Here is a 26,311-nt window from a genome sequence, read left to right as displayed (position 1 = left end):
TCGAACGAAGATCTACATGTACAGCGAATGCCTCGCCAGGTCACAGTTGTCGCAGATCCGGACAGCCCGCCGAATCTGCGAAACCAGGAGATGTGATGAGCAAGTACGAGCACGAATTCGTCCACATGATGGATGGCGTCGAAAAGCAATTGGAAACCATCGACAATCCGCGGCACCAGAAGATCCTCCGTAACTACCGACGCCACGCGTTGCTCGAGGTCTCCGGCCGCTACAAGGAAATCCTCTCGCCGGACATGACCGTCGAAGAACCCGTCTACCGGTTGTTCGAAGACGGCCAGTCGATTGTCCTCGACGGCATGGACGCCGTCACCAACTTCTACCAGTCACTCGCCGAGACGGACACCCTTGTCATGTGGACCGGGAAGTCCGACTTCGCGGTATCGGACAGCGGGTTCTCGGGTGAGACACTCTTCAGTCAATTCGTTCCTGGATCGATCCTCGGAGACGGGGTGTTCGGCGCGGTGCACGAATCGGGCGGATCCACGTCCGCAGCCCCCGAACAGTCGTCGGGCATCGACTCCGACGGTTGGTATCTCGTGCGTCGGACCTTGGCATTCGTCTGGCCGTACGACGAGCAGGGCCGACTCATCGGTGAGCACGTCTACGAAGATTCTGCTTCGAAAGTCGTCACCAAGGTGGACCCGAGCGAGGTCATCACGGCAGCGCGCGCAGCCGAACTGCTTGCCCCACTGCTCGAAACGCACCTGCCGTGAGCGCGCCCGTAGCCATTGTCACCGGCGCAGCGGCCGGGTTGGGCGCCGCTATTGCCGAGCGGCTTGCCGAGGACTTCGGCACCCTGCTTCTACTCGACATCGAAGAGGCTGCACTCGCCGACACCGCAGCACGCCTGGAAAGCCTTGGCGTAGCAGTCCACACGGCACGATGCGACGTTCGACGTGAAGGCGACGTCAAGAACGCGTTCGACGTGGCTGCGTCGGTCGGAAGTCCGACTGCGCTCGTCAACGGTGCCGGCATCGGCGTCTTCACGCCGTTCCTCGAGATCACCGAAGACCAGTGGGACAACACCTTTGCAGTGAACACCAAGGGCAGCTTCCTGATGTGCCGCGAATTCGTCAGTAGAACCGAAGGTCCGGCAGCGATCGTCAACATTGCGTCGATCGGTGCCCGCTTGGGCGGTGACACGCTCGCGCACTACGGGCCGTCGAAGGCCGCCGTGATCGAGATGAGTCACAGCGTCGCCCGGATCGGCGCGACTCGAGGGCTCCGTTCGAACACGGTCATGCCCGGGCTGATCCTCACCGACATGTGGCTGCGAACCATCAAGGAACTGCGTCGGCGCGATGCTGCACTAGCGGGCGTTTCCGATGCTGATGTCTTCGATTCTTTTGTTGCCCAAATGGTTCCGATGGGTCGAGCCCAGACGCCCGGAGACATCGCCGAGATGGTCGCGTTCTTGCTCAGCGACAAGGCTCGCAACGTCACCGGGCAGACGATTGCCGTCGACGGCGGCGCCGTGATGACCTGATCGAGTCGATGGCGGTCAGCCCCAGCGCGACTGACCGCCGTCGAGCGGGATCGTGGCACCCGTCAGGTAACCGGCGTCTTCGCTGACGAGGAAGACGACGGCACGACCGATGTCGGTCTCGGGATCTCCGACGCGTCCCAGCGGGATACCCGCGACAAAAGCCGCCGCCTCTTCCGGATTCTTGTCCATCCACCACTGCAACGCAGGGGTCTTGGCGTGCGGTGCAACATTGAGAACGCGGATGTTGTCCTTGCCCCATTCGCAGGCGGCAGCGCGGGTCAACGAGCGCATGCCTTCCTTGATGGAACCGTAAGCGCCGTAGTTACTGGCATCCCAGCGCACGGCCGCCGAGGTGACCATGTTGATGATGACGCCGCCCCCACGACTGTTCATGTGCGGGTACGACGCCTGCATCATGCGCAGGGTGGCGAGTGGGCCCGTCGCGAAGGAACGCTCGAAGTCTTCGTCCAGCACGCTCAAGAGCGGGCCTGGCTTGCAGTCGTTGGCGTTGTTGACCAGGATGTCGATTCCGCCGAACAGTTCGACGGTTCGGTCCACGGCCGCCGTGATGTCGTCCTTCTTGCTGACGTCACAAACCACGGCCTCACCGCGCGCACCGATGTCAGCGAGTAGTCCGCATGTGGTGTGCAACTTGGATTCGGTGCGACCGGCAACGGCGATCACGGCGCCCTCTTTGGCCAAGGCCAAGGCAATCCCCTGCCCGATTCCCTGACCCGCACCCGTGATGAGTGCAACTTTGCCTTCGAGCTTGCCCATGTGACTACTCCAATGTCTGTCGACGCAGAGGTCCCTTTGCGGGAAGGACCGGTCGATTCTGGTGACTGCCGCCGTTTGTCGTCTACACTCGACCTACAAAACAACCAAGCACTTGCTTGACCCTAAGGTGTGCGACCACGTCGCGTCAATCACATTGGGCGGCAATTCAGCTCGGCACCGCACCAGGAAGGCTCCACCGTGACACTGCCCAACCCCGTCGATTTCAGCGGACGCTCGGTGATCGTCACCGGCGGCACCAAAGGCATCGGCTACGTCATCGCCGAAACCTTCCTCGCCGCGGGTGCGAACGTGCTGGTCTGTGGCCGTAACGAGCCCGAAAACCTACCCACCGCCGACGGCCGTAGCGCAGCCTTTCGCGCCACGGACGTCCGCGATCCCGCCGACGCCGCAGCCCTCGTCCAGGATGCCGTCGAGCGCTTCGGCCGTCTGGACGTCCTGGTCAACAACGCCGGCGGCTCCCCCGATGCCGATGCTGCGACGGTGTCACCCCGCTTCGTCGAGAAGATCGTGGCGCTGAACCTGTTGGCACCCTTCAACGTTGCCCAGGCCGCCAACGCAGTGATGCAGACTCAGGACGACGGCGGTGCCATCATCAACATCGGCAGTGTCTCGGCAATCGATCCGCAGCCCGGAACCGCGGCGTACAGCGCAGCCAAGGCCGGCCTCCTCGTTCTGACCAAGGCATTGGCCCTCGAATGGGCGCCGAAGGTCCGGATCAACCACATCACCACCGGCCTGATCCGTACCGAGGCTGCCGCCGAGGTCTACGGCGCCGACGGCGGCGCGGCGGTCACCAGGACCATTCCGATGGAGCGCATGGCCGTCCCGGCCGATATCGCAAACTCCTGCCTGTTCCTGGCGAGCCCACTCTCCTCGTACGTCAACGGCGCCGACATCGCCGTTCACGGCGGCGGTGAGTACCCGGCTCGCTACATGGCGACCCATCAGGACTGAACACAAGCACAGAGCAGCCCCTGAGCGAATCGCTCAGGGGCTGCTTCTTCGTGCAAACAACTGCGGGGCGCGACAAGGGGTCAAGCACCCCGCAGTTGAGTCTGGAGGGACTAGTGAGCGGAGAAGCTCACTCGTGCACCGGAAATCGCTACCTGATCACCCTTGGTGACCTGGAAGGCCAGGTCGTCGGGAGTTCCCCACGCAACGATGGACGGCGACTCACCCGGATGGATCGCCGCAGCGAATCGGCCCTCGAGACTGACAAGATCAGCCGGATGCACTCCGGCGATCCGAGCAAGCTCGAGTGTGCTGGCGGCCAACGTGCACAGCCCGTGCATGATCGGACGCGGCTGGTTGATCCGCGCCGCAGCCTCGGGATCGATGTGGATGTGGTGTTTGTCGCCCAGGAGCCGGTACATCGCCGTCTGGTTCTCCGCTGTGGTCAGCACACCGGTCAACGAAGGCTCACCGGTCGGCTCCGCCGGACGTGAGGGTCCACGTTCTCCGCCGAATCCGCCGGCACCGGGAGCAAAAAGTGACCAGGTCGCGACGAAGTATTCGCACTCCACCTTCACTTCGAAAACGGCCGCAGCACCCTTGTCCCACACCTCGCCGACCGAAGCCTTCAACGTCACCTCACCGCTACGCGGAAGCGGAGCAAGCACTTTCAACTCTTGCGAGCCGTGCAGTGCCGTCGAGGTGTCGAAGGCGCCCGCCGAACCCAGAGCGTCGGGAGCCCACTGTGCCAGTGTGAGAGCAAAAGTCGGCAGTACCCGAAGCTGATCCTCGAAGACGAGGTCCAGCTCGGTTGCCTTGGCGCCCACGGCGAGTGCGTACAAGATCGCGTCGCGCTCGGTGTACGCCACGGTGCGGGTACCGAGATCGGCTCCGCGCCAATCGCCGGCGGTCTTCGCAGCTTCCGAAGTTGTCACTGTCATTTCCTCTCTTAAACAGCGCCCAGAACGAGACCGCTGGTGGGCACTGCCGTTCCGGCTGTGACCAAGACGTTTTCGACGCCGTCGGGCTGATTGGTCGACGTTCCTCGGACCAGTCGCACACCTTCGGCAATTCCGTTGACGCCGTGCAGGTATGCCTCGCCGACCTGACCACCGTGAGTGTTGGACGGCAAGCGTCCACCGATCTCGAGGTTGCCTTCGCGAATGAAGTCCTTGGCTTCGCCTGGCTTGCAGAAGCCCAGTTCTTCGAGCTGCGGAAGCACCAACGGGGTGAAGTGGTCGTACAGAATCGCGGCGTTGATGTCATCAGGGGTCAGGCCGCTCTGGCCGTACAACTGACGAGCAACCAGGCCCATCTCCGGGATACCCGAGATGTCAGGACGGTAGTAGCTGGTCATCATGTGCTGATCCTTGCTACTGCCCTGAGCGGCGCCCTTGATGATGACGGGCTTGTTGGCCAGATCCTTTGCGCGCTCGGCAGAGACGATGACCAATGCCTGGCCGCCGTCGGTTTCCTGGCAGCAGTCGAGCAGGTGCAGAGGCTCGGCGATCCAGCGCGAGTTCTGATGGTCCTCGAGTGTGATCGGACGCTCGTAGAACCAGGCAGCCGGGTTGTTGGCGGCATGCTTGCGCGCCACCACTGCAACTCGTCCGAAGTCCTCACTCGTCGCACCGTACTGGTGCATGTAACGGCGGGCGAACATGGCGACCCACTGAGCGGGAGTCGACAATCCCTGCGGAGTCATCCACGCATATGCCGCGCGATCCGCGGTGCTGTCCATGGGTCGATCGTGCTGCCCAAGGCCGTAGCGCACACCGGAGCGCTCGTTGAAGGCGCGGTAACAAACCACGACGTCGGCAACACCCGTCGCAACTGCCATGGCCGCCTGCTGCACGGTGGCACACGCGGCGCCGCCGCCGTAGTGAATGCGCGAGAAGAACTTCAGCTCGCCGAGGCCACAGTTGCGAGCCACAATGGCTTCGCCGTTCGTCTCCGACGTGTAGGTGGACAGACCGTCGACCTCGGACGGGTCGATACCGGCGTCAGCGAGTGCCGCGACGATGGCCTCACACGCCAACTGCAGTTCGGTGCGGCCGGAGTTCTTGGAGAACTCGGTGGATCCGATGCCGACGATGGCGGCGGCTCCCGAGAGTGGGCTGATCGCCATCAGAGCCTCTCCTCTTCCTTGAAAGCGACTGCGACGGTGCCGGATGCATGGTTGCCGAGGCTGTTTGCACCCTGCACCTTGACCACGACCACTCCATCTTCCTTGGACACGACCTCACCGGTCATCGTCATGGTGTCACCCGGGTAGTTGGGCGCCCCGAGACGAATGGCGATGCGGCGCAAGGTCGATGCAGATCCGGCCCAGTCCGTGACGTATCGACCGACAAGACCGTTGCTCGTGAGGATGTTCATGAAGACATCCTTGGATCCGCGCTCCTGGGCCAGGCTCGGATCGTGGTGCACGTCCTGAAAATCGCGAGTGGCGATTGCGGTGGCGACGATCAACGTACGGGTCAACGGGATCGCCAACTCGGGCAATGCCTCTCCGACAACGACGTCTGCGTAGCTACGACCGGCAAGAACGGTCATGCGAGCACCTCCACACCGGATGCGAGCTGCGCACCCAGACGCGCGAGATCGGAGCTGGAACCGCCGAGGGTGGCAGCAATCTGCTTGCCCCACAAGAGGTGACGGTGAACCGGGTAGTCGGTGTCGACGCCCATACCGCCGTGAACATGCGTGGTGCGATGCACGACGCGCTGTCCGCCGTCGGTTGCCCACCACTTGGCGACCAGTACCGAGGTGCCGAGATCCAATCCCTCGGAGATACGCCAGGCGGCCTGCCACAGTGTCACCCTCATCGCTTCGAGATCGATGTAGCAGTCAGCGAGTTGATGATTGACGGCCTGGAAGGTCGCCAGCGGACGGCCGAACTGCTTGCGGCCGTTCAGGTACGTGACAGCCTGTGCGACTGCACCCGAGCCGACACCCCATTGAATTGCTGCCAACGCCAGTTCAACTCGGTCGATCAGCCACGGAACCGTCGTACCATCGGCCGCACCGATCAGCTGCGCGGGGGCACCGGCAAAGGTGACGTTGGCACAGATCTCCCAGTTGGTGGACTGCGTCTGTTCGAGCGTCACTCCTTCGGCGCTCAGATCCACAAGCAGCAGTGCCGTACCGGTGGAAGCGGTTGCCGAAACGAGAGCAAGGTTTGCGACGTGAGTCATCGGCACTACTGCCTTCTCACCCGTCACGGTCCAGTTGCCGTCGGCGTCCTGCTCGGCCGTGGTCAGTGGGTCGCCGCCCGTGTACGGACCGAACTCTTCGAGACCGACGGTCAGGAATCGACTGCCGTCGGCAACACTCGGAAGGAGCTCGGCACGAAGGGAATCGGAACCGAATTCATTGACAGCCAATGCCGCAAGGGTCGTTTCCCAGATCGGCACGGCCGCAACGTGACGGCCCTGCTCCTCCAGCAGTGCGTACAGCTCGGACAAGCCGAGTCCGCCGCCGCCGAACCCCTCGGGCAGGGCGATACCGAGCAGGCCGGTGGTCGCGAGTTCTCGCCACAGTTCACGGTCGACGCGCTCGGCGGAGAGTTCGATCTCCTTGGTGCGCTCGATCGTTGCCTTGCTGGTGAAGACCTCGTCGGCCAGTGAGCGAATCGCGTCCTGCTCTTCGCTGAAATTGAAGTCCATCAGTGCTCCTCGCGTACGGCCGGCCGGAACGCGGGAAGCGTCAGATCCGGGTCGGCGTCGATCCAGTCAAGTTCCACGGGCATGTCGACCACGACATCTTCGGGCGCGATACCCACCATGTTGGCGATCAATCGGGTTCCCTCTTCGAGTTCGATTACCGCAACGATGAGCGGGTAGTCGAACGCGTCGATCTTGGGGTGATGATTGACCACGAAGCTGAACACCGTGCCCCGCCCCGACGCGTCGATCGTGTCCCACTCGAGTGACTGGCACTCCCCGCACATCGGGCCGGTGGGATGACGCAACGTCTTGCAGGACGTGCAGCGCTGGATCACCAGACGATGCTCTTTGGCCGCTTCGAACCAGAAAGCGTTGTCCGCGTTGAGAGCCGGACGCGGACGCAGAGCGCGCGGCGCCTCCGGTGCAGCAGCTTCCTGAGGCTTGAACCGCAGTGTCCGCCACCGTTGGGTGCCGACAACTTCGTCGTCGCCGTTGCGGTACGTCTTGAGCGTCGTGACAAAGTGTCCGACGCCGAGGCCGGTCTTCTTCTCCGGGGAAATCGACTCGATGACCTCGGTGTAGTTCACGCGATCGCCTGGGCGCAGTTCGGCGAAGAACTCCTGATCGGAATCGGTGGCCACGACGGAGCTGTAGCCCGCTGCGTCGAGGGTGGCGATCAGATCGGTCCACACCTGCGACGGGTCGTTGCCCGCCATCTTGTCGGTGAACGTCCGCATGATCCAGACCTGGAGCATCTGAGCGGGAGCGACGACGCCGTCACGGCCGGTGGCGCGGGCAGCGTCGTCGTCGAGGTAGACGGGGTTGGTATCGCCCATGGTCTCGGCCCAATGCCGGATCATGGGGATGTTGACCTCGTCGGGTCCCCAGGTTGTGGGAACAAGCGTCTGGCCGACAAAAGCGTCGAGTTGCGCCGAAATGTCGCTCACTTGACCCTCTTTTCGCGAACGAGTCCCAAGCCGATGGTGCCGACCATGTCACGCAGAACCTCGTTGACGCCGCCGCCGAAGGTGTTCACGACACCCTGACGCGAGATCTGCTCGATCTGACCGGCAAGCAAAGCGCCCGGAGACTCGGGGCGGATGCGTCCGGCGGAGCCGAGAATTCCGAGCAGGGTGCGGTAGACGTCGACGTGAGTCTCGGTCCCGTACGTCTTGGTAGCGCCGGCGTCGGCTCCGGAGAGCGTGTCCTGTGCGACGGCTGCCGTCATCTTCCAGTTCAGCAGGCGCATGGCCTCGAGCTTGGCGTGTGTACGAGCGAAGTCCTGCTGTACCCACGGGATGTTGATGGCACCATTTTCCTTGGCCCAGTCCAGAACCAGGTTCCACAGACCGTAAGTGCGACCACCGATGGCCGCCAAGCCGATTCGCTCATGATTGAGCTGAGCCGTGATGAGCTGCCAGCCGCCGTTGACCTCGCCGACAACGTCCTTCGACGGAACACGAATGCCGGAGTAGTACGTCGACGTCACCATCAAACCGCCGACGGTGTTGATCGGTGACCACTCGAAGCCTGCGTCCTCGGTGGGGACGATCAGGATCGAGATGCCCTTGTGCTTGGGGGCGTCCGCGTCGGTGCGGCAGGCCAGCCACACGTAGTCGGCAGTGTTTGCGCCACTGGTGAAGATCTTGTTGCCGTCGACGATCCACTCGTCACCGTCGAGAACCGCACGAGTCTTGAGTGATGCGAGGTCGGTGCCGGCCTCGGGCTCGGTGTAGCCGATGGCGAAGACGATGTCGCCGGCAAGAATGCCGGGCAGGAATCGTTCCTTCTGCTCTTCGGTGCCGTACTTCATCAACGTCGGTCCGACGGTATTGACCGTCACGAAGGGGAACGGCAGTCCCGCGCGCTGAACCTCGTCGAAGAACACGAACTGTTCTTCGATGGAGCGGCCCTGTCCACCGAATTCCTTGGGCCAACCGATGCCGAGCCAGCCGTCCTTACCCAGCAACTTCACGATCTCGCGGAAGTACTCGCCGCCCACACCTTGCTCGCCGGCCGCGCGACGCTTCTCTTCCGGCAGCAGCGCCGCGAAGTACGCGCGCAACTCCTTGCGGAGCTCCTGCTGCTCGGGCGATTCCCTCAGATCCATCGCTGTTTCTCCTATGGCATTCATGGCTGGCAACTCTTGGTCTGGACGCTAACCAGATGCCCAGGTGGGCGCTGTGAATGTCTCGTTGAGCGGGAAGCCGAAACATGAGCGGCGTCACATAGGGTGAGATATGCGCATGGACTCCTCGGATCGCGTCGCTCTCACCGACTTGGCCGCCAGGTATGCACAGGCCGTCGACCGCCGAAACACCACCGCGCTTGCGGCTCTCTTCACTGACGACGTGGCATTCGTCTTGCCGCCGGCATTGAACGGAACGGATGCGCCGACGGAGATACGTGGGAACACCGTCGTCAGCAGTTCGGTGGTCGATGCCGTCTCACATCTGCACTCGACCCGGCACATCGTCGAGCAGCAGATCCTCGACCTCGACAGCCCCACCACCGCGCACGGTGAGGCCTACTGCTCCGCTCACCACATCTATCCGCGGGGCGAGGGCCACCGGGACAACCGGATCGAGATTCGTTATCAGGACAGCTTCGAAAAGGTCGACGGCACCTGGTTGTTCTCGCGTCGTGAATTGGTAGTCGATTTTGCCGAGGACGTTCCGGTCATCCTGCTCGGACAATAGGTACAGGAAAAAATCGCGGTGATTCTGTATCTCCTCACGGGAGGTTTACCGGGCTAGCGTTCAGCAACTGTCACGCCATCTCGGCGTGACGTTCGGCTATGTCTTGGAGATTCACATGTCACGCTCGCGCACCAGAAGATTCCTCGCTGCCTTCGCAGTGGCCGCCGTCGCAGTCGGAACCGTCGCAGCGTGCTCGAGCGACAACTCTTCCGATGAGAACGCGCCCCTTCGCATCGTCGCTTCTTCGGTTCCGCACGCCGAGATCTTGAAGTTCGTCGAAGAAAAGGGCCTGCTCGGCGACACCAAGATCGAGGTCAGCGAGATCACCGGCGACCTCGACGCCAACGAGGTGCTCGAAGCGGGCGACACCGACGCCAACTTCTTCCAGCACGTGCCGTACCAGGAATCGTGGTCGAAGGAAAAGGGCGTCGACGACCTGGTCGCCGTGGCGAAGGTCCACGTCGAGCCCCTCGGTGCATATTCCAAGAAGGTCACCAACGTGGCCGACCTGCGCCAGGGCGCAACGGTCGCGTTGTCCAACAACGTGACGAACTTCGCCCGTGGGCTGTACCTGCTGCAGCAGGCCGGTTTGATCAAGCTCGATCAGCAGTTGGGCGCCCCCGGCACCGACATCACGCAGATCAGCGAGAAGAACATCATCGACAACCCCAAGGGACTCACGTTCACCCAGGTCGATCCCCCGCAGCTTCCGCGCACTCTCGACGACGGAAATGTCGATCTTGCAATCATCAACGGCAACTACGCAATCGAAGGCGGCCTCAATCCCGCCAAGGACGCACTGGTGCTCGAGAAGGCCGAGGGCAACCCGTACGCCAACGTCCTGACGGTTCGTACCTCCCTCGAAAACGATGCGCGAGTGCAGAAGTTGGCCGAGGCGTTGACGTCCACCGACGTCGCGACGTTCATCGAGCAGACCTACCAGGGCTCGGTCATTCCGGCCAGCGCTACCTGATCGAGACCCGTCATGGTCTTCTCGATCGAATCGGTCTCCAAGGAATACCGCAGCGGCACAAAGGTTCTGCATGCACTCGATTCCGTGTCCCTGAAAATCGAAGACGGCGAAATCTTCGGCATCATCGGCAAGAGCGGCGCCGGTAAATCGACTCTGCTGCGCTGCCTCAACCTGCTCGAACGCCCGACCAGTGGCCGGATTCTGTTGGGTGACACCGATCTGACCGCGTTGAGCCCGGCGCAGTTGCGCGATGCACGCAAGCGGATCGGTGTCGTGTTCCAGCATTTCAACCTGCTGCACTCCCGCTCGGTCGCCGCCAACATCGCCTTTCCTCTCGAAGTGGCGGGGTACTCGCGGGCAGATCGCCGTGCCCGCGTCGACGAGCTGATCGAGTTGGTCGGCCTGGAAGACCGACGTGACGCCTTCCCTTCGCAACTGTCCGGCGGACAGAAACAACGGGTCGGGATCGCGAGGGCCTTGGCGGCTTCTCCCGATGTCCTCCTGTGCGACGAAGCCACGAGCGCCCTCGACTCGGATACGACCGATTCGATCCTCGACCTGCTCGCCGACCTCAATCGACGTCTGGGTGTGACCATCGTTCTGATCACCCACGAGCTCAACGTGGTTCGACGGATCTGTCACCGCGCCGCCCTGATCGACCAGGGACGTATCGTCGACGAGGGAACGCTCACCGAACTGGTTGCGGACCCGGACTCACCCCTCGGCGAGGCGCTACTGCCGACCGGAACGGTGCGAACGTCCCCGACCGGAATTCCGGCACTCCTCACCTTTGTCGATTCGCTGTCGACCTCGCCCGTGATTTCCCAACTCTCGCGTGATCTCGATGTCGACGTCACCGTGATCTCCGGCGGTATCGAGGACATCGGAGCCCATCAGGTCGGCCGCCTTCGCGTGGAGTTCGCCTCGCACACCGGACTCGCCAACGACGAAGAGACAAGAAAGTCTGTCGAAGAACATCTTTCGCAGCGCGGAGTGAAGGTGACGTTCTCATGAACAAGACGTCCTGGCAGGATTCCCTGGGCGAAGCATGGGAAGCCCTACTCGACACGCTCTACATGGTCGGCGTCTCGTTCGTGCTCACCGTGATCATCGGTATCGCCCTCGGCGTTCTGTTGCACGCGAGCGCGCCCGACGGAATCCGTCCGAACCGCGTTCTCAATTCGGTACTGGGCACCGTGGTGAACATCGGCCGTTCGCTGCCGTTCGTGATTCTGTTGGTCCTCCTCATCCCGGCGACGCGGGCGATCGTCGGAACAGCGCTCGGGGCGACGGCAGCGATCGTCCCGCTGACCATCGGCTCGGTGCCCTTCTTCGCTCGCGTCGTCGAGAACGCGCTACGTGAGGTCGATTCCGGACGCGTCGAAGCAGCACGATCCATGGGCGCCACCGACAAGGACATCATCGTCAAAGTGCTACTGCCCGAATCAGTTCCGGGATTGGTAGCCGGAGCAACCCTGACGGCGGTGATGCTGATCGGTTTCTCGGCCATGGCAGGCGCCATCGGCGCCGGCGGTCTCGGTGACTTCGCGATCAAGTACGGCTACCAACGATTCAACACCCCGGTGTTGTTCGTCGCTGTCGTGATCTTGATCGTGTTGGTTCAAGCAATCCAGTCGACCGGCGATCTCGTAGTTCGTTCGATGGCCCACAAGCGGTAACCGATCAGCTCGACACCATCGCGATCGCAGTTCGCAGGCCGCGCCGCTTACCGGTCTGCGGATCGACGCCGAAGACTTCCTTGATTCCGCCGCGGATGCGGAACTTCAACTCCGAGTGCGTCTCCGGAGCATCGTCCTGGGACGCGGAGAGAAACCTGTTGGGCAGCGACAACTTCCAGATGGTCCTCAGCGTCAATCCGTACTGCTTCCACAGCGGCCCGGTGGTGTACGGGAGGTCGTACTTGTCACACAAGTCCCGCAGCGGCACCGCGATTTCCGAGTACCGATTGCTCGGCAGGTCAGGGAAGCAGTGATGCTCGATCTGGTAGCAGAGGTTGCCGCTCATGAAGGCCATGACGGGGCCGGCATGAAAGTTGGCGGACCCCAGCATCTGTCGTAAGTACCACTGAGCGCGGGATTCGTTCTCGAATTCCTCGAGCGTGAACTTCTCGGCACCGTCGGGGAAGTGCCCGCAGAAGATGACGGCGTAACTCCAATAGTTGCGGATGAGATTTGCAACGGCGTTGGCCGTCAACGTGGTCTTCCACGCCGGGCCGGTCAGGGCGGGGAACAGGATGTAATCCTTCGCCACCTGTCGCGCGATCTTCTTTCCGACGTCCTTGGCCATCTCCGATTTCTCGGACCACTTCACCTCGCCCTTGCGAAGCTTGTCGGTCTCGAGGTGATGCAGTGCGACGCCCCACTCGAAGAGGGTCGCCAGCACGAAATTCGTGATCGGTTGGAAGAGATAGTCGGCGTGCCACTTCTGATCGCGCGTGACGCGCATGATGCCGTAGCCGACATCGTTGTCGAGGCCGACGATGTTGGTGAACTTGTGATGAGTGAAGTTGTGCGAGTGCTTCCATCCCGAGGACGGGCAGGTGTTGTCCCACTCCCAGTTGCTCGAGTGAATCTCGGGATCGTTCATCCAGTCCCACTGACCGTGGATGATGTTGTGGCCGAGTTCCATGTTCTCGATGATCTTGCCGACCCCCAGCAGCGCAGTCCCCAGAATCCAGGCAGGCTTCTTCTTGCTGGCGAACAAGACGATGCGGCCGGCCACCATCAGAGAGCGTTGAAACGCGATCGTCCGCTGGATATATCGAGCATCGTGCGCGCCGCGCTTCTCCTCGATGTCGAGCCGAATGGCGTCCAACTCGCGCCCGAGCGCTTCGACGTCTTCCTCGGTGAGATGGGCATATTCCTTGATGTCGGTGATCGCCACAGTGTTTCTCCGTATCGGTTTTCTCCGTGCCGCAGGACTGGTCCGTCGGGCGGTACCCCTGGGAGCCGGTGCGGAAACGTCAGCCCCGATATTCATGTGCGTCTTCACGCAATCTATGCCAAAGTCGATATACGTGAGCCCCGAAAACAAGATCACCATCCGCACCGCTACCGAGAGCGACTGGCCGGCTCTCCAACTACTCGACTCGGTGGGGTTCGGTTTTCACCCGTCTCCCGCGGTCAGCGAACTGACGAAGGCTCTCTACAAGCCCGAGGACATCATCCTCGCCGTCGACGGTGACCTACCCGTCGGCGTGGCCATCGAAATCGACATGGAATTCACCGTGCCCGGCGGACGCCAACTCCCCACGCGCGGAATCACCTGGGTATCCGTCGCCCCGACTCACCGTCGCCGTGGCGTCCTACGCTCGATGTTCACTGCACTTCACGCCCACATCGAGTCGACCGGAGCACCACTTGCCGCCCTGACGGCCAGCGAGGCCGGCATCTACAACCGCTTCGGATACGGCCCGGCCACCTTCAGCGAGGGCATCACCCTCGATCGCCGCTTCGCGCGGTTCCGCCCCGAGGTGCCCGACAACGGTGGCGTGTCGATCGTCGACGTCAAAGCTGCCTCGACGCTTCTACCCGAGATCTACGACCGCTGGCGACTGCTGACACCCGGCGCTCAATTGCGTCCGCAACCGCTCTGGGACCACATGTTCGCCGACCCGTCCGAGGATCGTGACGGCGCCTCCGGACTGTTCTTTCTGACACACGCGGACGGATACATCGCTTACCGGCACACGAGCGAGGGCCGCGACAGCATCGCCCAGATCGACGAGTTCGTGACGATCACCGAAGACGCGCACGCGGCGCTGTGGCGCACGATCTGCGGCCTCGACCTCGTCACCCGGATCGAGACACGCCAACATCCTGCCGATCCACTCCGGCTGATGCTGACGGACTACCGCCTTGCCCGAACGACGACGCGCTCCGATCGACTGTGGCTGCGCATCATGGACGTGCCCGCGGCTCTCGAGGCTCGCGAATATGCTGCTGACCTGGACACCGTCATCAAGGTCGAAGATCCGTTCCTGAAGGCCGGCGGAACTTTTGCACTTCAGGTCAAGGGTGGCAAGGCCACCTGTACGGCCACTGACGCGGAGCCCGCGATCACGATGCCCTCTGATGTCCTGAGCAGCTTGTACCTGGGCGAGCACCAGGCCAAGACCTTCGCGGCGGCGCACCGACTCCACGCGTCCGATCCGCGGGAAATCCGGAATTTCGACTTCGCCTTCAACGCAGAGAAGCCCGCAATTCTCGGGTACGGATTCTGATGATCTTGCCGACACGGGCATCGACGATTTGTGCCGTCGGTCGTATTCAGGGTTAGCCTCGAACAATGGCGTTTGTCGAAAAGATGGTCAATAGGCTTCCTGAGCGGGTTCTCGTGCGCGTCCTGCCGCACGCAGAAATGCTCAAGTTCCTGGTGGTCGGCGGCATCGCCTTCATCGTCACCACGGTGCTGTTCTTCGGCATCAAGTGGACGGTTCTGCCTCAGCACCCGGTGACGGCCAACATCCTTGCGGTCCTGATCGCGACGGTTCTGTCTTACGTCCTCAACCGCGAATGGTCGTTTGCTCAGCGCGGTGGTCGACAGCGCCATCACGAGGCCGCTCTGTTCTTCATCGTCGCGGGTATCGGTTTGGCCATCAACCAGGTACCTCTCTGGACCTCCAGGTACGTGTTCCACCTGCGTCAACCCGAGGTGTCGGTGTTGATGGAGAACTTCGCGGACTTCATCAGCGGATCGATCATCGGGACCCTGCTGGCGACGGCCTTCCGCTGGTGGGCCATGCGTCGGTACGTCTTCCCCGAAGAAGCCACCGACAGCCAGGTCGTTCTCGACATCGAAGCGACACCCGGCACGAAGACGCCGACAACCGACGCCACCGCCCTCGACTGACGTCCCGGATCGACGCACCCGATCGCTCGCGCTTCGTGGCGCGATGGTCCTGAACGGGCTGGCGCATCCCTGATCAGAGAAAGGACTACGCGCCGAGCCCCAGCCGCTTCGAGCATTCAGCCATTTCGTCGATGATCAATTCCAACGACGTGCCACGACGGCTCGCGGACAACACGATTCGATCGGCTCCCAACCCGCGTGCCCACTCGAGTTTCGCTTCGTCGAGTCTGGGCAGTGTCGCACCGAGTACCAGCGATACGTCGGCAGGATCTCGATCTGCCTTCACCGCAGCCGCTTTCATCGCCGCTACAGCCTTGTCGAGATCTTCACCGGCCAGTCCCAGCGGCTGGAAACCATCACCCAACCGGCCTGCTCGCCGAGCAGCAGCGAGACTGTGTCCACCGATGTAGAGCGGAACTCCGGATTCGCGGTGCGGCTTCGGCCAGCTGTACGCACCCTTGAACGAGAAGTAATCGCCGTCGAAATCGACTGCTTCCTTGCCCTCCCAGAGTGAACGCATCACCGCGATGGCCTCATCGGCTACCTTGCCGCGGCGCTCGAAGTCACCGCCGCACGCTTCGATCTCTTCCTTCATCCAGCCCAGACCGAGACAGATGCGCAATCGCCCACCCGAAAGTCGATCCAGCGTCGCCAAGCGCTTGGCAAGCACTACCGGATTGTGGTTGGGAAGCACCAGAACTCCGGTGGACAGACCCAAAGTCGTTGTGGCGCCGGCAACAAATGACAGTAGTTCCAGTGGATCCGGGATGTCACAGTCATCGGGTAGGTGAGATTTTCCGGTCGGAGAGTACGGGTATTCGCTCGCCGTATCCGCGATGACAACCGAGTGCTCCACGGCCGAGATCTCGTCGAAACCCAACGATTCGGCGGCACGGGCGAATTGCAGAATCCAGTCGGGATCTCCACTTCGACCCAATTCGACCGGAACAACTACGCCGAGCTTCATACCGTTTCCTCCAGTGTCGCCATCAATTTCGGACCGTCCACGACGCGACCGAGGAACCGGTCCGCATCCGGATCTGTTGCAAGCCACACCGCAGCAGCGGCGGGCACGGATGCCGGTGTGGCCGCAAATCCGGCTTCCACTATCGCGTCCGCGCCACCACGGGCTTTCCCTGATTCCGTGATGACAAATCCCGGACTCAGGTTGAACGCTTTGACTCCGGCGCCTCGATACTCCGAGTTGATCGCTCCGGCGATACGTCCGAACGACGCCTTCGACGCGGCGTACGACAAACCCCAACCACCCTCGCCGGGAGGCGCAGGCGGATCCAGGGTCGCCGAACCAGATGCGAGGTTGACGACAACCCCGTTGCCGCTCTTGATCATCGACGGCAGTATCACCTGAATCAACGCAAGCTGGTGCAGATAGTTGCCGATCGCCATCGCCTGGGCGTCGTCGATCTCGATGTCGAGCACCCGGTCCATGTTTCCGACCGTCTGTGCGTAGGCGTTGTTCACCAACACGTCGACATGTCCCCACTCCGCCAGCACCCGTTCACCGGCGCCGCGGACGGAGGCCAGATCGAGCAGGTTCATCGGAACGGCCAAGGCGCGCACACCGAAGGACTCGATCTCGGCAACCGTCGTCTCCAGACTGCCGGGTACCGGAATGACCCGCTCCCCCTGCCTCGTTCGCGGGGCCGCCCGCCCTTCGCCTTCACGAACGGTGCGAGCAGTGATTGCAACGTCGAATCCGGCGCGCGCGAATGCCAGCGCGCACTCACGGCCGATCCCCCGGGAAGCGCCGGTAACCAGCGCAACACCACTCATAGGAACCGCGTGCGGCCGTGAGTCTCGAACTCCTTCTCCAGGTTCACCACGTCAGCTTCGGTCATCAACGTGTATTCGGGAGTACCGCGGCCCACCCAGTGGAACACTGGTTCGTCGGTCCGCCAGCGGTCGGCTTGAAGTTCACGTTTGAGTACCTTGTTGGAGCCCGTGACGGGCAGATCAGTCGAAACACGAACAAATCGCGGCGCTGCCTTGGTACCCAAATCCGCCTGCGCGGCAAGGTAGGCGGCGAACTCGGCCGGATCGAAATCGGCAAAGTCGGCGACCTCGACAGCTGCCATCACCTGATCGCCCGAACGCGGATCCGGTACCGCGAAGACACCCGTGGCAATCACTTTGGGGTGCCGACGCAAGATGTGCTCGATCATCAAAGCCGAGGTGTTCTCACCGTCGACGCGGATCCAGTCACCCTTACGTCCGGCGAAGTAGATGAACCCGGCCTCGTCGACGTAGCCGAGATCGCCTGTCCAGTACCAACCGTGGCGAATCTTCTCGGCAATGGCGTCTTCGTTCTTGTAGTACCCCTCGAACTTCTTCGATCCGGCCTTGTCGACCATCTCGCCGATGGATTCGTCGGGGTTCAGCACGTGACCGTGCTCGTCGAGAATCGCGCGGGGTCGCTCTTCGCGGGTATCGGGATCGACGATGACGATGTTCTCGCTCGCGGGACGGCCAAGCGCGCCGGCAGGTTGGTTCGGATCTAGTACGACCGAACCGGCACCTTCACTCGAACCGTATCCCTCGAAAAGCTGTGCACCGAAACGTCGGATGAACTCTGCCTTGTCCCCCGGCGACGCCTCGGTCCCGAAGCCGTGCGTGAGGGTGTTGTCGATGTCGTCGGGCAGTTCCGGCGTCGCCATGAGATACCCCAAAGCCTTACCGACGTAGGTGAAATATGTTGCGCCGTAGAACCGAACGTCCGGCATGAATCCCGAGGCGGTGAACTTACGAACGAGGCAGACCGTAGCTCCCTGCGAAAGGGCCGGCGCCCACAGAGCCATCAACGCGTTGCCGTGGAAGAGCGGCATGCAGCAGTAGCAGACGTCGTCGCGGTCGATGTCGTACTTGGCGCAGTTCGCGTAGGCCAACCGCGTCAGACGCCCCTGGCTGCACCGCACTGCCTTGGACATTCCGGTGGTGCCCGAGGTGAAGAGAAGCAAGAACAGCGTCGACGCGTCGACGCCGAGGTCGATCTGAGGCGACTCGACCTGGTGAGCGGAAATCTTGTCCGGGTATGACGCGTCGTCGACCAGAACAAAACGATCTTCGGTCAGTCCGAGGTCAAGGCCGGACAACTTCTCGTAGCCCGCTTTGTCGGTGACGATCAGCTGGCAGTCGACGTACCGAACCTCAGCCTCGAGTTCAGCTCCACGCCTGGTCGGATTGATGCCGACGATCGTGGCCCCGGTCAGTGCCGCGCCGCCGAGCCAGAACAGGAACTCGGGATCGTTCTCCAGAAGTACTCCGATGTGAAACGGTCCAGGCGCGCGAAGCGACTTCGCAAGCGAGCCGCGCGCTGCGCTCTCGCGCACCACCTCGTCCCAGCTCCAGTCCTGCGTCCGCGTCCGCAGACCCAGGTGCTGATCACCGAGACGGTCGATCAACATCTGCGCGACGTCCTCGCGCTGAGGAGCTGCAAGAGCTGCATTCGAGGATGCTTCGGTGGCGGTGTTCGTCATCGTGTCCTGTGTCCTAGTCGATATCGGAATGTCGATTACTCCAACTGCGATACGACTCGAACGTATCGACGCCTCAATGCCGGAACCGTCCCAGTCTCGCTCAGTGGTAACCGCCGCCACAGATATGATTTTCTCGTGAGATTTTGTGACGTGAAAAGCGCCACAATACGAAAGGCCATTCCATGACTGCCCCCGCAGATCCGCAGTTGCTTCTGGACCAGGCGGTCTCACGCCTCACCGGTCCAGGTGGGCCATTCGAGATCGTCGAAGAAGAGGTTCTCGGCACCATAATGCCCGTGATGAAGAACCGTGGTCACGCCATCGGTGAACTCATCTCGGCATCTCGCGCCTGGGGCGACGGCGACTATCTCGTCACCAGCGATCGTCGAATCTCGTTCACCGAGCACGCTGATTCCGTCGCCGCGCTGGCAACTGCTCTGCGGGACAAGTACGGAGTCCGCAAGGGCGACCGTGTGGGCATCCTCGCTGCCAACACTCCCGAATGGGTCATGACGTTCTTCGCGACGCAGGCGCTCGGCGCGATCGCTGTCGGTCTCAACGGTTGGTGGGTTCCGCGCGAGGTCACCCACGGGATCGAGCTCTCACGTCCGAAGGTTCTGGTCGTGGACGCCAAGCGCGGCGCCGCCCTCCCCGAACTGCCGGCAGACATCACGGTCCTCACCATGGAAGAGGATCTGCCCGCGCTCATCGCGGAATATGCAGGCTCCGACGTGCCGAGCACCGACATCGACGAGGACGACCCCGCCGTCATCCTGTTCACCAGCGGTACCAGTGGCCGCCCCAAGGGCGCACTCCACTCGCACCGCAACGTGATGGCCGTCGTCGACTACCACAAGTACAGCGACGCGATCGGCGCTGCATTCACCGGCCGTGAGTACGACGCTTCCAAGCCGAGCCCACTGCGTTATCTACTCACCTCCCCGCTCTTCCACATCGCCAGCCTGCACAATCTGGTGGTCCCCCGTCTCGCGACGGGCAGTGCCGTCATCCTGACCGAGGGCGGATTCGACGTCGACAAGGTGCTCGGGCTGGTCGAACGCGAGCGCGTCACCAACTGGGGTGCTGTCCCCACGATGGCATCGCGGCTACTCGAACACGGCAACATCGCCAAGTACGACGTCTCTTCGTTGACTGCATTCTCGCTGGCGTCTGCGCCGTCGTCGCCCGCGTTCAAAGAACGCCTCAAGGAGCAGGTGCCGTTCGCACGCAATGCTCTGGTCGACAGCTACGGCCTCACCGAATGCAGCACCGCAATTGCGGTCGCCGTCGGCGCCGAACTCGAAGAGTTCCCAGGCACTCTCGGACGTCCGATCATCACCGTCTCGATGGAGATTCGCGATCCCTTCGGCGAGTGGCTGCCGGACGGCATCGAAGGTGAAGTGTGCGTGCGCAGCCCGTTCGTCATGCTCGGATACTGGGAGAACGACGAGGCGACCGAGTCTGCAATTGCACCTGGACGCTGGCTCCGCACCGGCGATTTCGGCGTCATCGAGAACGGACGTCTCCGTCTCACCGGTCGTCGTTCCGACCTGATCCTGCGTGGTGGCGAGAACGTCTACCCCACCGAGATCGAGCAGACGCTCGACGAACACCCCGACGTGATCGAGTGCGCTGTCATCGGCATGCCGCACCCCGACCTCGGCCAGGAAGTGTCCGCCGTGGTTGTACTGCGCCCCGGGGCTGCCACCACGGAGGCGGAGTTGCGTGACTACGCCGCCGAGCGACTTTCCTACTTCAAGGTGCCGTCGAAGTGGCGCATCACCAGCGATCTGTTGCCTCGCAACGCAACCGGCAAGATGGTTCGGCGCGAGATCACCGTATGACCGCGGAGCTGTCACGGATCGTCGCCGAGTCTGCGATCCGTGACCTGCTCTGTGAGTACACGCATCTGATCGATCAGGGCAGATTGGGTGAAGTCGCTGCATTGTTCGCCCAGTCCGACTACGGGCAGTGCGGACCGGACGGGGTTGCCACCACTCTCATTTCGTCCGACGCCGACGCAGTGTTCGCAGCCTGCAGCGGCTTCATTCGGATGTACGGAGATCCGCCGGTTCCACGAACCAAGCATCTGCTGACCAACACGCGGATCGTGGTCGACGACGAATCGGCGTCCGCACTCTCGTACGTCACGGTCATACAAGGTACCGAAGATCTTGCCCTGCAACCTATTTTGTCGGGACGCTACTTCGATCGCTTCTCGTGCATCGACGGGTCCTGGCAGTTCAGCTCGAGGCTCTTCTGTTTGGACAACATGGGCGACATGTCCGCTCATGCCAAGCGGGCACTGTAGAGGAACGACTGTGGAAATCGGTGTCAACGTTTTGGGTCTCGAGGCCCTGTTCGACGGCAAGGTCCGCCCGGTCTTGGACTTCGCCGCGGGTGCTGACAGTGCCGGGATCGATCTGATCTGCACCGGCGACCACCTCGGGTTCAATGCCGACGCTCACGCCCAGCGGGTAGTCGAACACAACTTCCTGTTCCCGTTGGATCACCCTTGGTACGAACCGATTTCATTTCTGTCTTCGATCGCCGCGGTGACGGAACGAGCTCGCCTCGGAGTATCGGTTCTGATCGCCACTGTTCGCCCGGCGGCCCTGCTTGCAAAGCAGGTTGCCACTCTCGACTCATTGTCCGAAGGTCGAACTGTCATGGGTTTCGGCGTTGGATGGCAAGAAGCTGAATACACCGCCACCAACATGCCTTTCGACGCGCGATTCGGGCGCATGGAGGAGACCGTCGCAGCCTGCCGCGAACTGTGGACCAATGCACCGGCCACCTTCAAGGGCCGCGACTTCGCTTTCGAGAACTACCACAGCCTCCCGCTGCCGATCCAACCCCGAATACCGGTGCTCTTCGGTTTCGGACCAAGCCGGCGGAACTTCGACCGCATCGCACGCGTCGCAGACGGCTGGACCGTGAACCCGACCGATCTGGGAACGTTCACCGACAGTGTTGCACTGTTGCGCAACACGTTCGAAGCCCACCAACGTGACCCGGAGTCGGCGCGCGTGCAAGTGTCTGCGGCGCCGGTTCGACGCGACAACGGGTCCGTCGACCTCTCGGCAACCGCAGACAAGGCCCGGGACTGGTTCGCCCGCGGCGCGTCCGTCGTCGTTTTTCGACCCGCCGTATTCGATTGCGCTGCCGAAGAACTACCAGAACTACTCGACTGGATGACCAGCATCAAGGAGGCGTGACATGGACCGGGCACTGCAAGATCTCATCGACAAGCAGGCAATCCGTGAGGTGGTTCTGACGTACTGCCGTGGCATCGACCGCCTCGACTTCGATCTCGTCCGCAGCGCCTACCACCCTGATGCGATCGACCATCACACCGGATTCGACGGCAACATCGACGAGTACATCGCCTGGGTGACACCAAAACTCTCGGCGATCGGCGGCACGATGCATCACATCGGCAACCACCTGGTCGAACTGCACGGCGACCACGCGATCAGCGAGGCGTATTCGATGTCCACACACTGGGGTGGGCCCGAAGGCATCGGGATGATCAACTTCACCAGCGGTGCGCGATTCATCGACCACATGGAGCGTCGCAACGGTCGCTGGGCGATCAAGGAGCGATGGGCCGTACGAGAGTGGACTCGCTCGGACGAGGGCCGCTTCGTCAACCCCGAAGGGCCTGGTCCGCGTGGGCGTCGTGACGCCTCGGATCCTCTGAGCGCACTACGACAGGCCTTGGAAATTCGCTGAGAATCAGAAAACTAGGACTATTCCGACTGATTTGAGAATTCAGTTCATATCGAACACACATTCGAATAGAATGGATGCATGTTCAACCCGACAACAGAGCTCTTCGGTATCTCAGCGCAGCTGACCGGTACCGAAACTGATTGTGCGCTGGTTGATCTCATGACAGATCTGCACGCATGTGAGGCGATGCTGGTCGAACGCAAGCTCGCTGTGATTGCCGAGTTCTTTTCGCGGCGAAGCTCAGAGCATGCCGCCAGTGGTGCGTGGTCGTCGACCGCACACGAGTTGGCTGAATCGGAAGTCGGTGCGTCACTGACGATGGGCCGCGCGGCTGCAGGCAAGCTGATCGGGTTGGGGTTCTCGTTGAAGACTCGTTTGCATCGCACTCGAGCGGCGATGGCGCGTGGCGAGTTGGATCTGTACCGAGTTGGTTTGATCGATTCCGCGACCGCGAACGTGAAAGACGAATTGATCGACGAAGTGGAACGACTACTGCTCGAGCAGGTTCTCGCCCCACCAGTAGCCGGCGGAACGGGCTTGACGGGAAGGCGACTGACAGCGGCGATCGATCGGATCGTGGCGATGGTGGACCCGGAAGGTATGCGAGAACGTCGACGCCGTGCTCTCACCGATCGGTTCGTCGGGGTCAGCGCTGCCGAGGACGGGATGGCAAAGATCTTGGGCAGCATTCCGGCAGAGCAGGCTCGGGCATTCGACGGCCGACTACGCGAGTTGGCAATGTCGGTATGCCGAAACGACTCTCGAACATACGAGCAGCGACGAGCCGACGCGCTCTTCGAGTTGACCAACGGATCACCGTTCTTGCCGTGCAACTGTGACCGAGATGATTGCCCGCAGGATCGTAGCGGTGGTGTTGTCGTTCGTCGGCCCGTGGTTCACGTCGTGATGACTGATTCCACTCTGCGCGGAGGCGGCGAGCCCGCTCACCTCGACGGGTACGGGGTGATCAGCGCTGAGCATGCTCGCGACATCGCCCAAGACGCCGTAATTCGAAACGTCCGAGTACCCGCAGATGCCGCCACCGAACCGGTGCTTGCTTCGGCGTACGTCTACCGGCCGGGTTCAGTTCTCGATACCTGGTTGCGGATCATCGCGGGCAGCTGCCAATGGCTGCATTGTGATGTCCCGGCCTGGAATTCCGATCTGGACCACAATGAACCGTTCCATCATGGCGACCCCGAACGCGGCGGCAAGACAGTCGAATCGAATATGAGTGCGTTCTGCCGCAACCACCATCGCCTCAAGCATTCCGACCGGTGGCAATTCGCGTCGAACCAGGATCGGACCATGTCGCTGACATCGCCGACTGGGCATTGCTACCGAACACGCCCCGCAGGGTTGATGGCCGGGCCGCACGGCCCGATGCCGCCGCAGTGCGGTCGAGATCGGCGGACCCAGGCGGAGAACAAGGCCGCCCGTATCCAGTCCGAACGCAATCGTCAACGCCGACGGATACAGAAACGAGCTGAGGAGCACGTTCAATGCAAGCGGCGGAAATCACCGCGAGCCCACCGAGAACCCATCGACTACGGGGACGACCCGCCACCGTTCTGAGATACCGAGCGGCGTCGAGGCGCGTCGACGTGTCGCAGGGTCAGGTCGACGTGTCGCAGGGTCAGTCCGAGGCCGGCTTGGTGTCGTCATCTCCCGCTGACGGATCGTCTCCAGCAACCGGGTCCGGATCGTCTTCACCAAACGGATCGATGGTGTCGACACCTTCGAGGACGGTCAGCTCTTCTTCAACCTCGGCCAGGAGGCCCTTGGCTTCAGCTTCGAACTTCTTCTCCCAATCGGACATACCGAGCCTCTTCTCTTCCGAAGCGAGTTCCCGCTGTATATGAACTCAGACTACGTCGCCGGCGACGAGTTTCGCCGTCCCCTCGAGTCAGTACTCATGACCGAGTACTCATGATTCACGACAGACGGAGCACCCATGCCCGGACAGTTGGAAGGCAAAACCGCACTGATCACCGGAGCCGCCCGAGGTCAGGGCCGAAGCCATGCCGTGCGATTGGCGCAGGAGGGTGCGGACATCATTGCACTCGACATCTGCCGCCAGATCGAATCGGTGGCCTACCCGATGGGTACCGCCGAGGATTTGAGGCAGACAACGGCAATGATCGAGGCTCTCGGGCGAAATGTCGTCGCGCGAGAAGTCGACGTTCGCGATTTACCCGCGCTGGGAGCTGCGGTATCCGAAGGTATGGCAGTGTTGGGCAGCCTCGACATCGTCCTGGCCAACGCCGGTATCGGCATGATGTCCCCGGACATCGACGATGCCCGCGCCTTCCGCGACCAGATGGAGGTCAATCTTTTCGGCGTCTGGAATACCGTCCAGGCCGCAGCGCCCGCGATGATCGAGCAAGGGACAGGCGGCGCAATAGTCCTGACCGGATCAACACTGGGACTTGTCGGCCGCGGAGGTGATGGAACCGGCGGATCCGACGGCTACTGCGCGAGTAAACACGCCATCGTCGGGTTGGGGCGCACGTGGGCGCACTGGCTTGCTCCCCACAACATTCGTGTCAACTCCGTGCATCCGGCGGGAGCGAATACACCGATGGTCGTCAACGATGCCGTCGCGAAACTGTTCGCAGACTCCCCCGCATCGAGCGGAGCCGACGTCGGCAATCTCTTGGACGTCGGGCTGATCGAAGCTTCCGACGTCAGCAACGCGATAGCCTGGTTGGTCTCGGATCAGGCTCGATACGTCACAGGTATCGCGTTGCCGGTCGATGCGGGATTCACGGCCAAATAGACGCCGGATTCTCGAGCCGAATTACTGCCGATCAGTCGACGGTCGGCGCCCACTGCACACCGTTGATGTGCCCACCACCGTCGACGAAGAGAGTGTTGCCGGTGACGTAACGGCTGTCGTCGCTCGCCAGGAAGGCCGCAACGGGGCCGATGTCGTCGAGGGGATCGCCGATCCGCCCCATCGGGTTCTGTGCGGCCATCACTGCCGCGTTTTCCGGATTGGCTTCGGCGACACGCTTGTACGCCGCACTCTGCGCACCGGGACAGATGACGTTGCAGTTCACGTGCTTGGGAGCCCACTCGCGGGCAGCAGTGCGAGTCAGCGTTCGCAACGCTTCCTTGGCCGCGTTGTACTGCACCGAGTACATGTGAGCATTCACGCCGTTGAGGCTGCACATGTTGATCACGCGGCCGGTGCCGTGACGCTCGAGTTCCGGCAACGCAGCCTGCATGGCCCAGAAAGCGGCCATCACTGCCATGTCGAAACCGCCGCGCAATTGCTCGTCGGTCATCTTCTCGAGCCGAGCGAAACCGAAAGTCCGCCAAGCATTGTTGACCAGGATGTCGAGGCGTCCGAACCGCTCGACGGACTTGTCGACCATGGCAACAACCTGAGCTTTGTCGGTGACGTCGGTCCGGACGAATTCCGCCTCCGCGCCCCATTCGTCCCGCAACCACTGGGCGGTTTCAAGGCCCGCTGGCTCGTCGATCTCGGCAACCAACACCGACGCGCCTTCACGCGCGAACGCGCCTGCCACTCCGCGCCCGATGCCCATACCGGCACCGGTGACCACTGCTACACGTCCGTCGAGCTTGCCCACTGGGCCCTCCTTCGT

General features: G+C 62.3%; 28 protein-coding genes. 15 read left to right on the top strand and 13 right to left on the bottom strand.

From position 1 onward, the window contains the following. The first annotated feature begins 95 nt into the window (after window positions 1-95). Both RE4_RS03445 and RE4_RS03440 read left to right on the top strand, forming a co-directional pair. Complete coding sequence (locus RE4_RS03445) at window positions 96-734, top strand: hypothetical protein (protein ID WP_021345538.1); 639 nt, start codon at window positions 96-98, stop codon at window positions 732-734. Further along, window positions 731-1,507: an SDR family NAD(P)-dependent oxidoreductase gene (locus RE4_RS03440; protein WP_060937987.1), complete on the top strand. Its 777-nt coding sequence runs from the start codon at window positions 731-733 to the stop codon at window positions 1,505-1,507. Before RE4_RS03445 ends, RE4_RS03440 begins: the two co-directional genes overlap by 4 nt. Window positions 1,508-1,522: 15 nt before the next feature. Here the strand turns inward: RE4_RS03440 and RE4_RS03435 are convergent, their stop codons facing one another. Continuing rightward, window positions 1,523-2,284: an SDR family NAD(P)-dependent oxidoreductase gene (locus RE4_RS03435; protein WP_020909130.1), complete on the bottom strand. Its 762-nt coding sequence runs from the start codon at window positions 2,282-2,284 to the stop codon at window positions 1,523-1,525. Window positions 2,285-2,482: 198 nt separating this feature from the next. Here RE4_RS03435 and RE4_RS03430 point away from each other — a divergent pair, with 198 nt between their 5' ends. Beyond that, window positions 2,483-3,259, top strand: a complete 777-nt coding sequence (locus tag RE4_RS03430) for an SDR family oxidoreductase (protein ID WP_003940546.1) — start codon at window positions 2,483-2,485, stop codon at window positions 3,257-3,259. A gap of 110 nt (window positions 3,260-3,369) precedes the next feature. On the opposite strand, the gene RE4_RS03425 is transcribed toward RE4_RS03430, so the two are convergent. The 6 genes from RE4_RS03425 to RE4_RS03400 are packed head-to-tail and all read right to left on the bottom strand — an operon-like array spanning window position 3,370 to window position 9,034. After that, window positions 3,370-4,191, bottom strand: coding sequence for a MaoC/PaaZ C-terminal domain-containing protein (locus RE4_RS03425; RefSeq protein ID WP_060938252.1), 822 nt, complete (start codon window positions 4,189-4,191; stop codon window positions 3,370-3,372). A gap of 14 nt (window positions 4,192-4,205) precedes the next feature. Continuing rightward, window positions 4,206-5,384: a lipid-transfer protein gene (locus RE4_RS03420; RefSeq protein ID WP_020909132.1), complete on the bottom strand. Its 1,179-nt coding sequence runs from the start codon at window positions 5,382-5,384 to the stop codon at window positions 4,206-4,208. Further along, window positions 5,384-5,812 (bottom strand): MaoC family dehydratase, encoded by a 429-nt coding sequence (locus tag RE4_RS03415; protein WP_020909133.1) that lies wholly within the window; start codon window positions 5,810-5,812, stop codon window positions 5,384-5,386. Before RE4_RS03415 ends, RE4_RS03420 begins: the two co-directional genes overlap by 1 nt. Next, window positions 5,809-6,924 (bottom strand): acyl-CoA dehydrogenase family protein, encoded by a 1,116-nt coding sequence (locus RE4_RS03410; protein WP_060937986.1) that lies wholly within the window; start codon window positions 6,922-6,924, stop codon window positions 5,809-5,811. Before RE4_RS03410 ends, RE4_RS03415 begins: the two co-directional genes overlap by 4 nt. Beyond that, window positions 6,924-7,871, bottom strand: coding sequence for a bifunctional MaoC family dehydratase N-terminal/OB-fold nucleic acid binding domain-containing protein (locus RE4_RS03405; protein WP_060937985.1), 948 nt, complete (start codon window positions 7,869-7,871; stop codon window positions 6,924-6,926). Before RE4_RS03405 ends, RE4_RS03410 begins: the two co-directional genes overlap by 1 nt. Then, window positions 7,868-9,034, bottom strand: a complete 1,167-nt coding sequence (locus tag RE4_RS03400; RefSeq protein WP_020970792.1) for an acyl-CoA dehydrogenase family protein — start codon at window positions 9,032-9,034, stop codon at window positions 7,868-7,870. The genes RE4_RS03405 and RE4_RS03400 overlap by 4 nt, the downstream gene beginning before the upstream one ends. A 130-nt stretch (window positions 9,035-9,164) precedes the next feature. On the opposite strand from RE4_RS03400, the gene RE4_RS03395 reads away from it, so the two are divergent. From RE4_RS03395 to RE4_RS03380, 4 genes are all read left to right on the top strand, one after another. After that, complete coding sequence (locus RE4_RS03395) at window positions 9,165-9,623, top strand: nuclear transport factor 2 family protein (protein WP_019745302.1); 459 nt, start codon at window positions 9,165-9,167, stop codon at window positions 9,621-9,623. Between the two features lie 115 nt (window positions 9,624-9,738). Then, a complete protein-coding gene (locus RE4_RS03390) occupies window positions 9,739-10,596 on the top strand; it encodes a MetQ/NlpA family ABC transporter substrate-binding protein (RefSeq protein WP_042952942.1) in 858 nt (285 codons plus the stop codon). Between the two features lie 12 nt (window positions 10,597-10,608). Next, window positions 10,609-11,610: a methionine ABC transporter ATP-binding protein gene (locus tag RE4_RS03385; RefSeq protein ID WP_060937984.1), complete on the top strand. Its 1,002-nt coding sequence runs from the start codon at window positions 10,609-10,611 to the stop codon at window positions 11,608-11,610. Next, entirely contained in the window at window positions 11,607-12,275 is a 669-nt protein-coding gene (locus RE4_RS03380) for a methionine ABC transporter permease (protein ID WP_021345548.1), read from the top strand. The genes RE4_RS03385 and RE4_RS03380 overlap by 4 nt, the downstream gene beginning before the upstream one ends. Window positions 12,276-12,279: 4 nt before the next feature. On the opposite strand, the gene RE4_RS03375 is transcribed toward RE4_RS03380, so the two are convergent. Continuing rightward, the gene (locus RE4_RS03375) at window positions 12,280-13,500 is read right to left on the bottom strand and encodes a fatty acid desaturase family protein (protein ID WP_003939858.1); all 1,221 of its coding nucleotides are present in this window, start codon (window positions 13,498-13,500) and stop codon (window positions 12,280-12,282) included. A gap of 133 nt (window positions 13,501-13,633) precedes the next feature. On the opposite strand from RE4_RS03375, the gene RE4_RS03370 reads away from it, so the two are divergent. Both RE4_RS03370 and RE4_RS03365 read left to right on the top strand, forming a co-directional pair. Beyond that, the gene (locus RE4_RS03370) at window positions 13,634-14,839 is read left to right on the top strand and encodes an enhanced intracellular survival protein Eis (protein ID WP_370671289.1); all 1,206 of its coding nucleotides are present in this window, start codon (window positions 13,634-13,636) and stop codon (window positions 14,837-14,839) included. Between the two features lie 65 nt (window positions 14,840-14,904). Further along, a complete protein-coding gene (locus RE4_RS03365; protein WP_003939753.1) occupies window positions 14,905-15,468 on the top strand; it encodes a GtrA family protein in 564 nt (187 codons plus the stop codon). 85 nt (window positions 15,469-15,553) lie between these two features. On the opposite strand, the gene RE4_RS03360 is transcribed toward RE4_RS03365, so the two are convergent. Genes RE4_RS03360 through casI form a run of 3 tightly spaced genes read right to left on the bottom strand, consistent with a single transcriptional unit; the run spans window position 15,554 to window position 18,890 of the window. Next, window positions 15,554-16,435, bottom strand: a complete 882-nt coding sequence (locus RE4_RS03360) for an LLM class F420-dependent oxidoreductase (protein WP_019745306.1) — start codon at window positions 16,433-16,435, stop codon at window positions 15,554-15,556. Further along, window positions 16,432-17,262 carry an SDR family NAD(P)-dependent oxidoreductase gene (locus RE4_RS03355; protein WP_060937983.1) on the bottom strand — a complete coding sequence of 277 codons (831 nt, stop codon included), beginning with the start codon at window positions 17,260-17,262 and terminating at the stop codon, window positions 16,432-16,434. Before RE4_RS03355 ends, RE4_RS03360 begins: the two co-directional genes overlap by 4 nt. Continuing rightward, window positions 17,259-18,890: a steroid-22-oyl-CoA synthetase gene (gene casI, locus RE4_RS03350; RefSeq protein WP_370671292.1), complete on the bottom strand. Its 1,632-nt coding sequence runs from the start codon at window positions 18,888-18,890 to the stop codon at window positions 17,259-17,261. Before casI ends, RE4_RS03355 begins: the two co-directional genes overlap by 4 nt. Window positions 18,891-19,144: 254 nt before the next feature. Here casI and casG point away from each other — a divergent pair, with 254 nt between their 5' ends. The 5 genes from casG (at window position 19,145) to RE4_RS03325 (ending at window position 24,272) form a co-directional block, all read left to right on the top strand. Beyond that, entirely contained in the window at window positions 19,145-20,806 is a 1,662-nt protein-coding gene (casG, locus tag RE4_RS03345) for a steroid-24-oyl-CoA synthetase (protein ID WP_003940339.1), read from the top strand. Then, window positions 20,803-21,273 (top strand): nuclear transport factor 2 family protein, encoded by a 471-nt coding sequence (locus RE4_RS03340; protein WP_060937981.1) that lies wholly within the window; start codon window positions 20,803-20,805, stop codon window positions 21,271-21,273. Before casG ends, RE4_RS03340 begins: the two co-directional genes overlap by 4 nt. 10 nt (window positions 21,274-21,283) lie before the next feature. Beyond that, window positions 21,284-22,180 (top strand): TIGR03619 family F420-dependent LLM class oxidoreductase, encoded by an 897-nt coding sequence (locus tag RE4_RS03335; protein ID WP_060937980.1) that lies wholly within the window; start codon window positions 21,284-21,286, stop codon window positions 22,178-22,180. Window position 22,181: 1 nt separating this feature from the next. Further along, window positions 22,182-22,697, top strand: a complete 516-nt coding sequence (locus tag RE4_RS03330; RefSeq protein WP_042952939.1) for a nuclear transport factor 2 family protein — start codon at window positions 22,182-22,184, stop codon at window positions 22,695-22,697. 78 nt (window positions 22,698-22,775) lie between these two features. Beyond that, window positions 22,776-24,272 (top strand): DUF222 domain-containing protein, encoded by a 1,497-nt coding sequence (locus RE4_RS03325; protein WP_060937979.1) that lies wholly within the window; start codon window positions 22,776-22,778, stop codon window positions 24,270-24,272. A 61-nt stretch (window positions 24,273-24,333) separates the two neighbouring features. On the opposite strand, the gene RE4_RS03320 is transcribed toward RE4_RS03325, so the two are convergent. Then, window positions 24,334-24,516: a hypothetical protein gene (locus tag RE4_RS03320; RefSeq protein ID WP_020909150.1), complete on the bottom strand. Its 183-nt coding sequence runs from the start codon at window positions 24,514-24,516 to the stop codon at window positions 24,334-24,336. A gap of 135 nt (window positions 24,517-24,651) precedes the next feature. Between RE4_RS03320 and RE4_RS03315 the strand changes: the two genes are divergently transcribed. Further along, window positions 24,652-25,476 carry a mycofactocin-coupled SDR family oxidoreductase gene (locus RE4_RS03315; RefSeq protein ID WP_060937978.1) on the top strand — a complete coding sequence of 275 codons (825 nt, stop codon included), beginning with the start codon at window positions 24,652-24,654 and terminating at the stop codon, window positions 25,474-25,476. Window positions 25,477-25,507: 31 nt separating this feature from the next. Here RE4_RS03315 and RE4_RS03310 read toward each other — a convergent pair whose 3' ends face one another. Next, window positions 25,508-26,296 carry an SDR family NAD(P)-dependent oxidoreductase gene (locus RE4_RS03310; RefSeq protein WP_020909152.1) on the bottom strand — a complete coding sequence of 263 codons (789 nt, stop codon included), beginning with the start codon at window positions 26,294-26,296 and terminating at the stop codon, window positions 25,508-25,510. Window positions 26,297-26,311 lie beyond the last annotated feature (15 nt).

The sequence above is a fragment of the Rhodococcus erythropolis NBRC 15567 genome (assembly GCF_001552595.1).
In the GTDB taxonomy this organism is placed as follows: Bacteria; Actinomycetota; Actinomycetes; order Mycobacteriales; family Mycobacteriaceae; genus Rhodococcus_F; species Rhodococcus_F erythropolis.
Note: the sequence above shows the minus strand (reverse complement) of the source record. Positions and strands in the feature narration are given on the sequence as shown.

What these genes read in the sequence shown, in the direction of transcription:
- RE4_RS03415 (WP_020909133.1), bottom strand. Translation starts at nt 5,812, where the DNA reads ATGACCGTTCTTGCCGGTCGTAGCTACGCAGACGTCGTTGTCGGAGAG.
- RE4_RS03390 (WP_042952942.1), top strand. Translation starts at nt 9,739, where the DNA reads ATGTCACGCTCGCGCACCAGAAGATTCCTCGCTGCCTTCGCAGTGGCC.
- RE4_RS03435 (WP_020909130.1), bottom strand. Translation starts at nt 2,284, where the DNA reads ATGGGCAAGCTCGAAGGCAAAGTTGCACTCATCACGGGTGCGGGTCAG.
- RE4_RS03325 (WP_060937979.1), top strand. Translation starts at nt 22,776, where the DNA reads ATGTTCAACCCGACAACAGAGCTCTTCGGTATCTCAGCGCAGCTGACC.
- RE4_RS03360 (WP_019745306.1), bottom strand. Translation starts at nt 16,435, where the DNA reads ATGAAGCTCGGCGTAGTTGTTCCGGTCGAATTGGGTCGAAGTGGAGAT.
- RE4_RS03385 (WP_060937984.1), top strand. Translation starts at nt 10,609, where the DNA reads ATGGTCTTCTCGATCGAATCGGTCTCCAAGGAATACCGCAGCGGCACA.
- RE4_RS03320 (WP_020909150.1), bottom strand. Translation starts at nt 24,516, where the DNA reads ATGTCCGATTGGGAGAAGAAGTTCGAAGCTGAAGCCAAGGGCCTCCTG.
- RE4_RS03420 (WP_020909132.1), bottom strand. Translation starts at nt 5,384, where the DNA reads ATGGCGATCAGCCCACTCTCGGGAGCCGCCGCCATCGTCGGCATCGGA.
- RE4_RS03365 (WP_003939753.1), top strand. Translation starts at nt 14,905, where the DNA reads ATGGCGTTTGTCGAAAAGATGGTCAATAGGCTTCCTGAGCGGGTTCTC.
- RE4_RS03410 (WP_060937986.1), bottom strand. Translation starts at nt 6,924, where the DNA reads ATGGACTTCAATTTCAGCGAAGAGCAGGACGCGATTCGCTCACTGGCC.
- RE4_RS03380 (WP_021345548.1), top strand. Translation starts at nt 11,607, where the DNA reads ATGAACAAGACGTCCTGGCAGGATTCCCTGGGCGAAGCATGGGAAGCC.
- RE4_RS03355 (WP_060937983.1), bottom strand. Translation starts at nt 17,262, where the DNA reads ATGAGTGGTGTTGCGCTGGTTACCGGCGCTTCCCGGGGGATCGGCCGT.
- RE4_RS03445 (WP_021345538.1), top strand. Translation starts at nt 96, where the DNA reads ATGAGCAAGTACGAGCACGAATTCGTCCACATGATGGATGGCGTCGAA.
- casG (WP_003940339.1), top strand. Translation starts at nt 19,145, where the DNA reads ATGACTGCCCCCGCAGATCCGCAGTTGCTTCTGGACCAGGCGGTCTCA.
- casI (WP_370671292.1), bottom strand. Translation starts at nt 18,890, where the DNA reads ATGTTGATCGACCGTCTCGGTGATCAGCACCTGGGTCTGCGGACGCGG.
- RE4_RS03340 (WP_060937981.1), top strand. Translation starts at nt 20,803, where the DNA reads ATGACCGCGGAGCTGTCACGGATCGTCGCCGAGTCTGCGATCCGTGAC.
- RE4_RS03330 (WP_042952939.1), top strand. Translation starts at nt 22,182, where the DNA reads ATGGACCGGGCACTGCAAGATCTCATCGACAAGCAGGCAATCCGTGAG.
- RE4_RS03395 (WP_019745302.1), top strand. Translation starts at nt 9,165, where the DNA reads ATGCGCATGGACTCCTCGGATCGCGTCGCTCTCACCGACTTGGCCGCC.
- RE4_RS03400 (WP_020970792.1), bottom strand. Translation starts at nt 9,034, where the DNA reads ATGGATCTGAGGGAATCGCCCGAGCAGCAGGAGCTCCGCAAGGAGTTG.
- RE4_RS03315 (WP_060937978.1), top strand. Translation starts at nt 24,652, where the DNA reads ATGCCCGGACAGTTGGAAGGCAAAACCGCACTGATCACCGGAGCCGCC.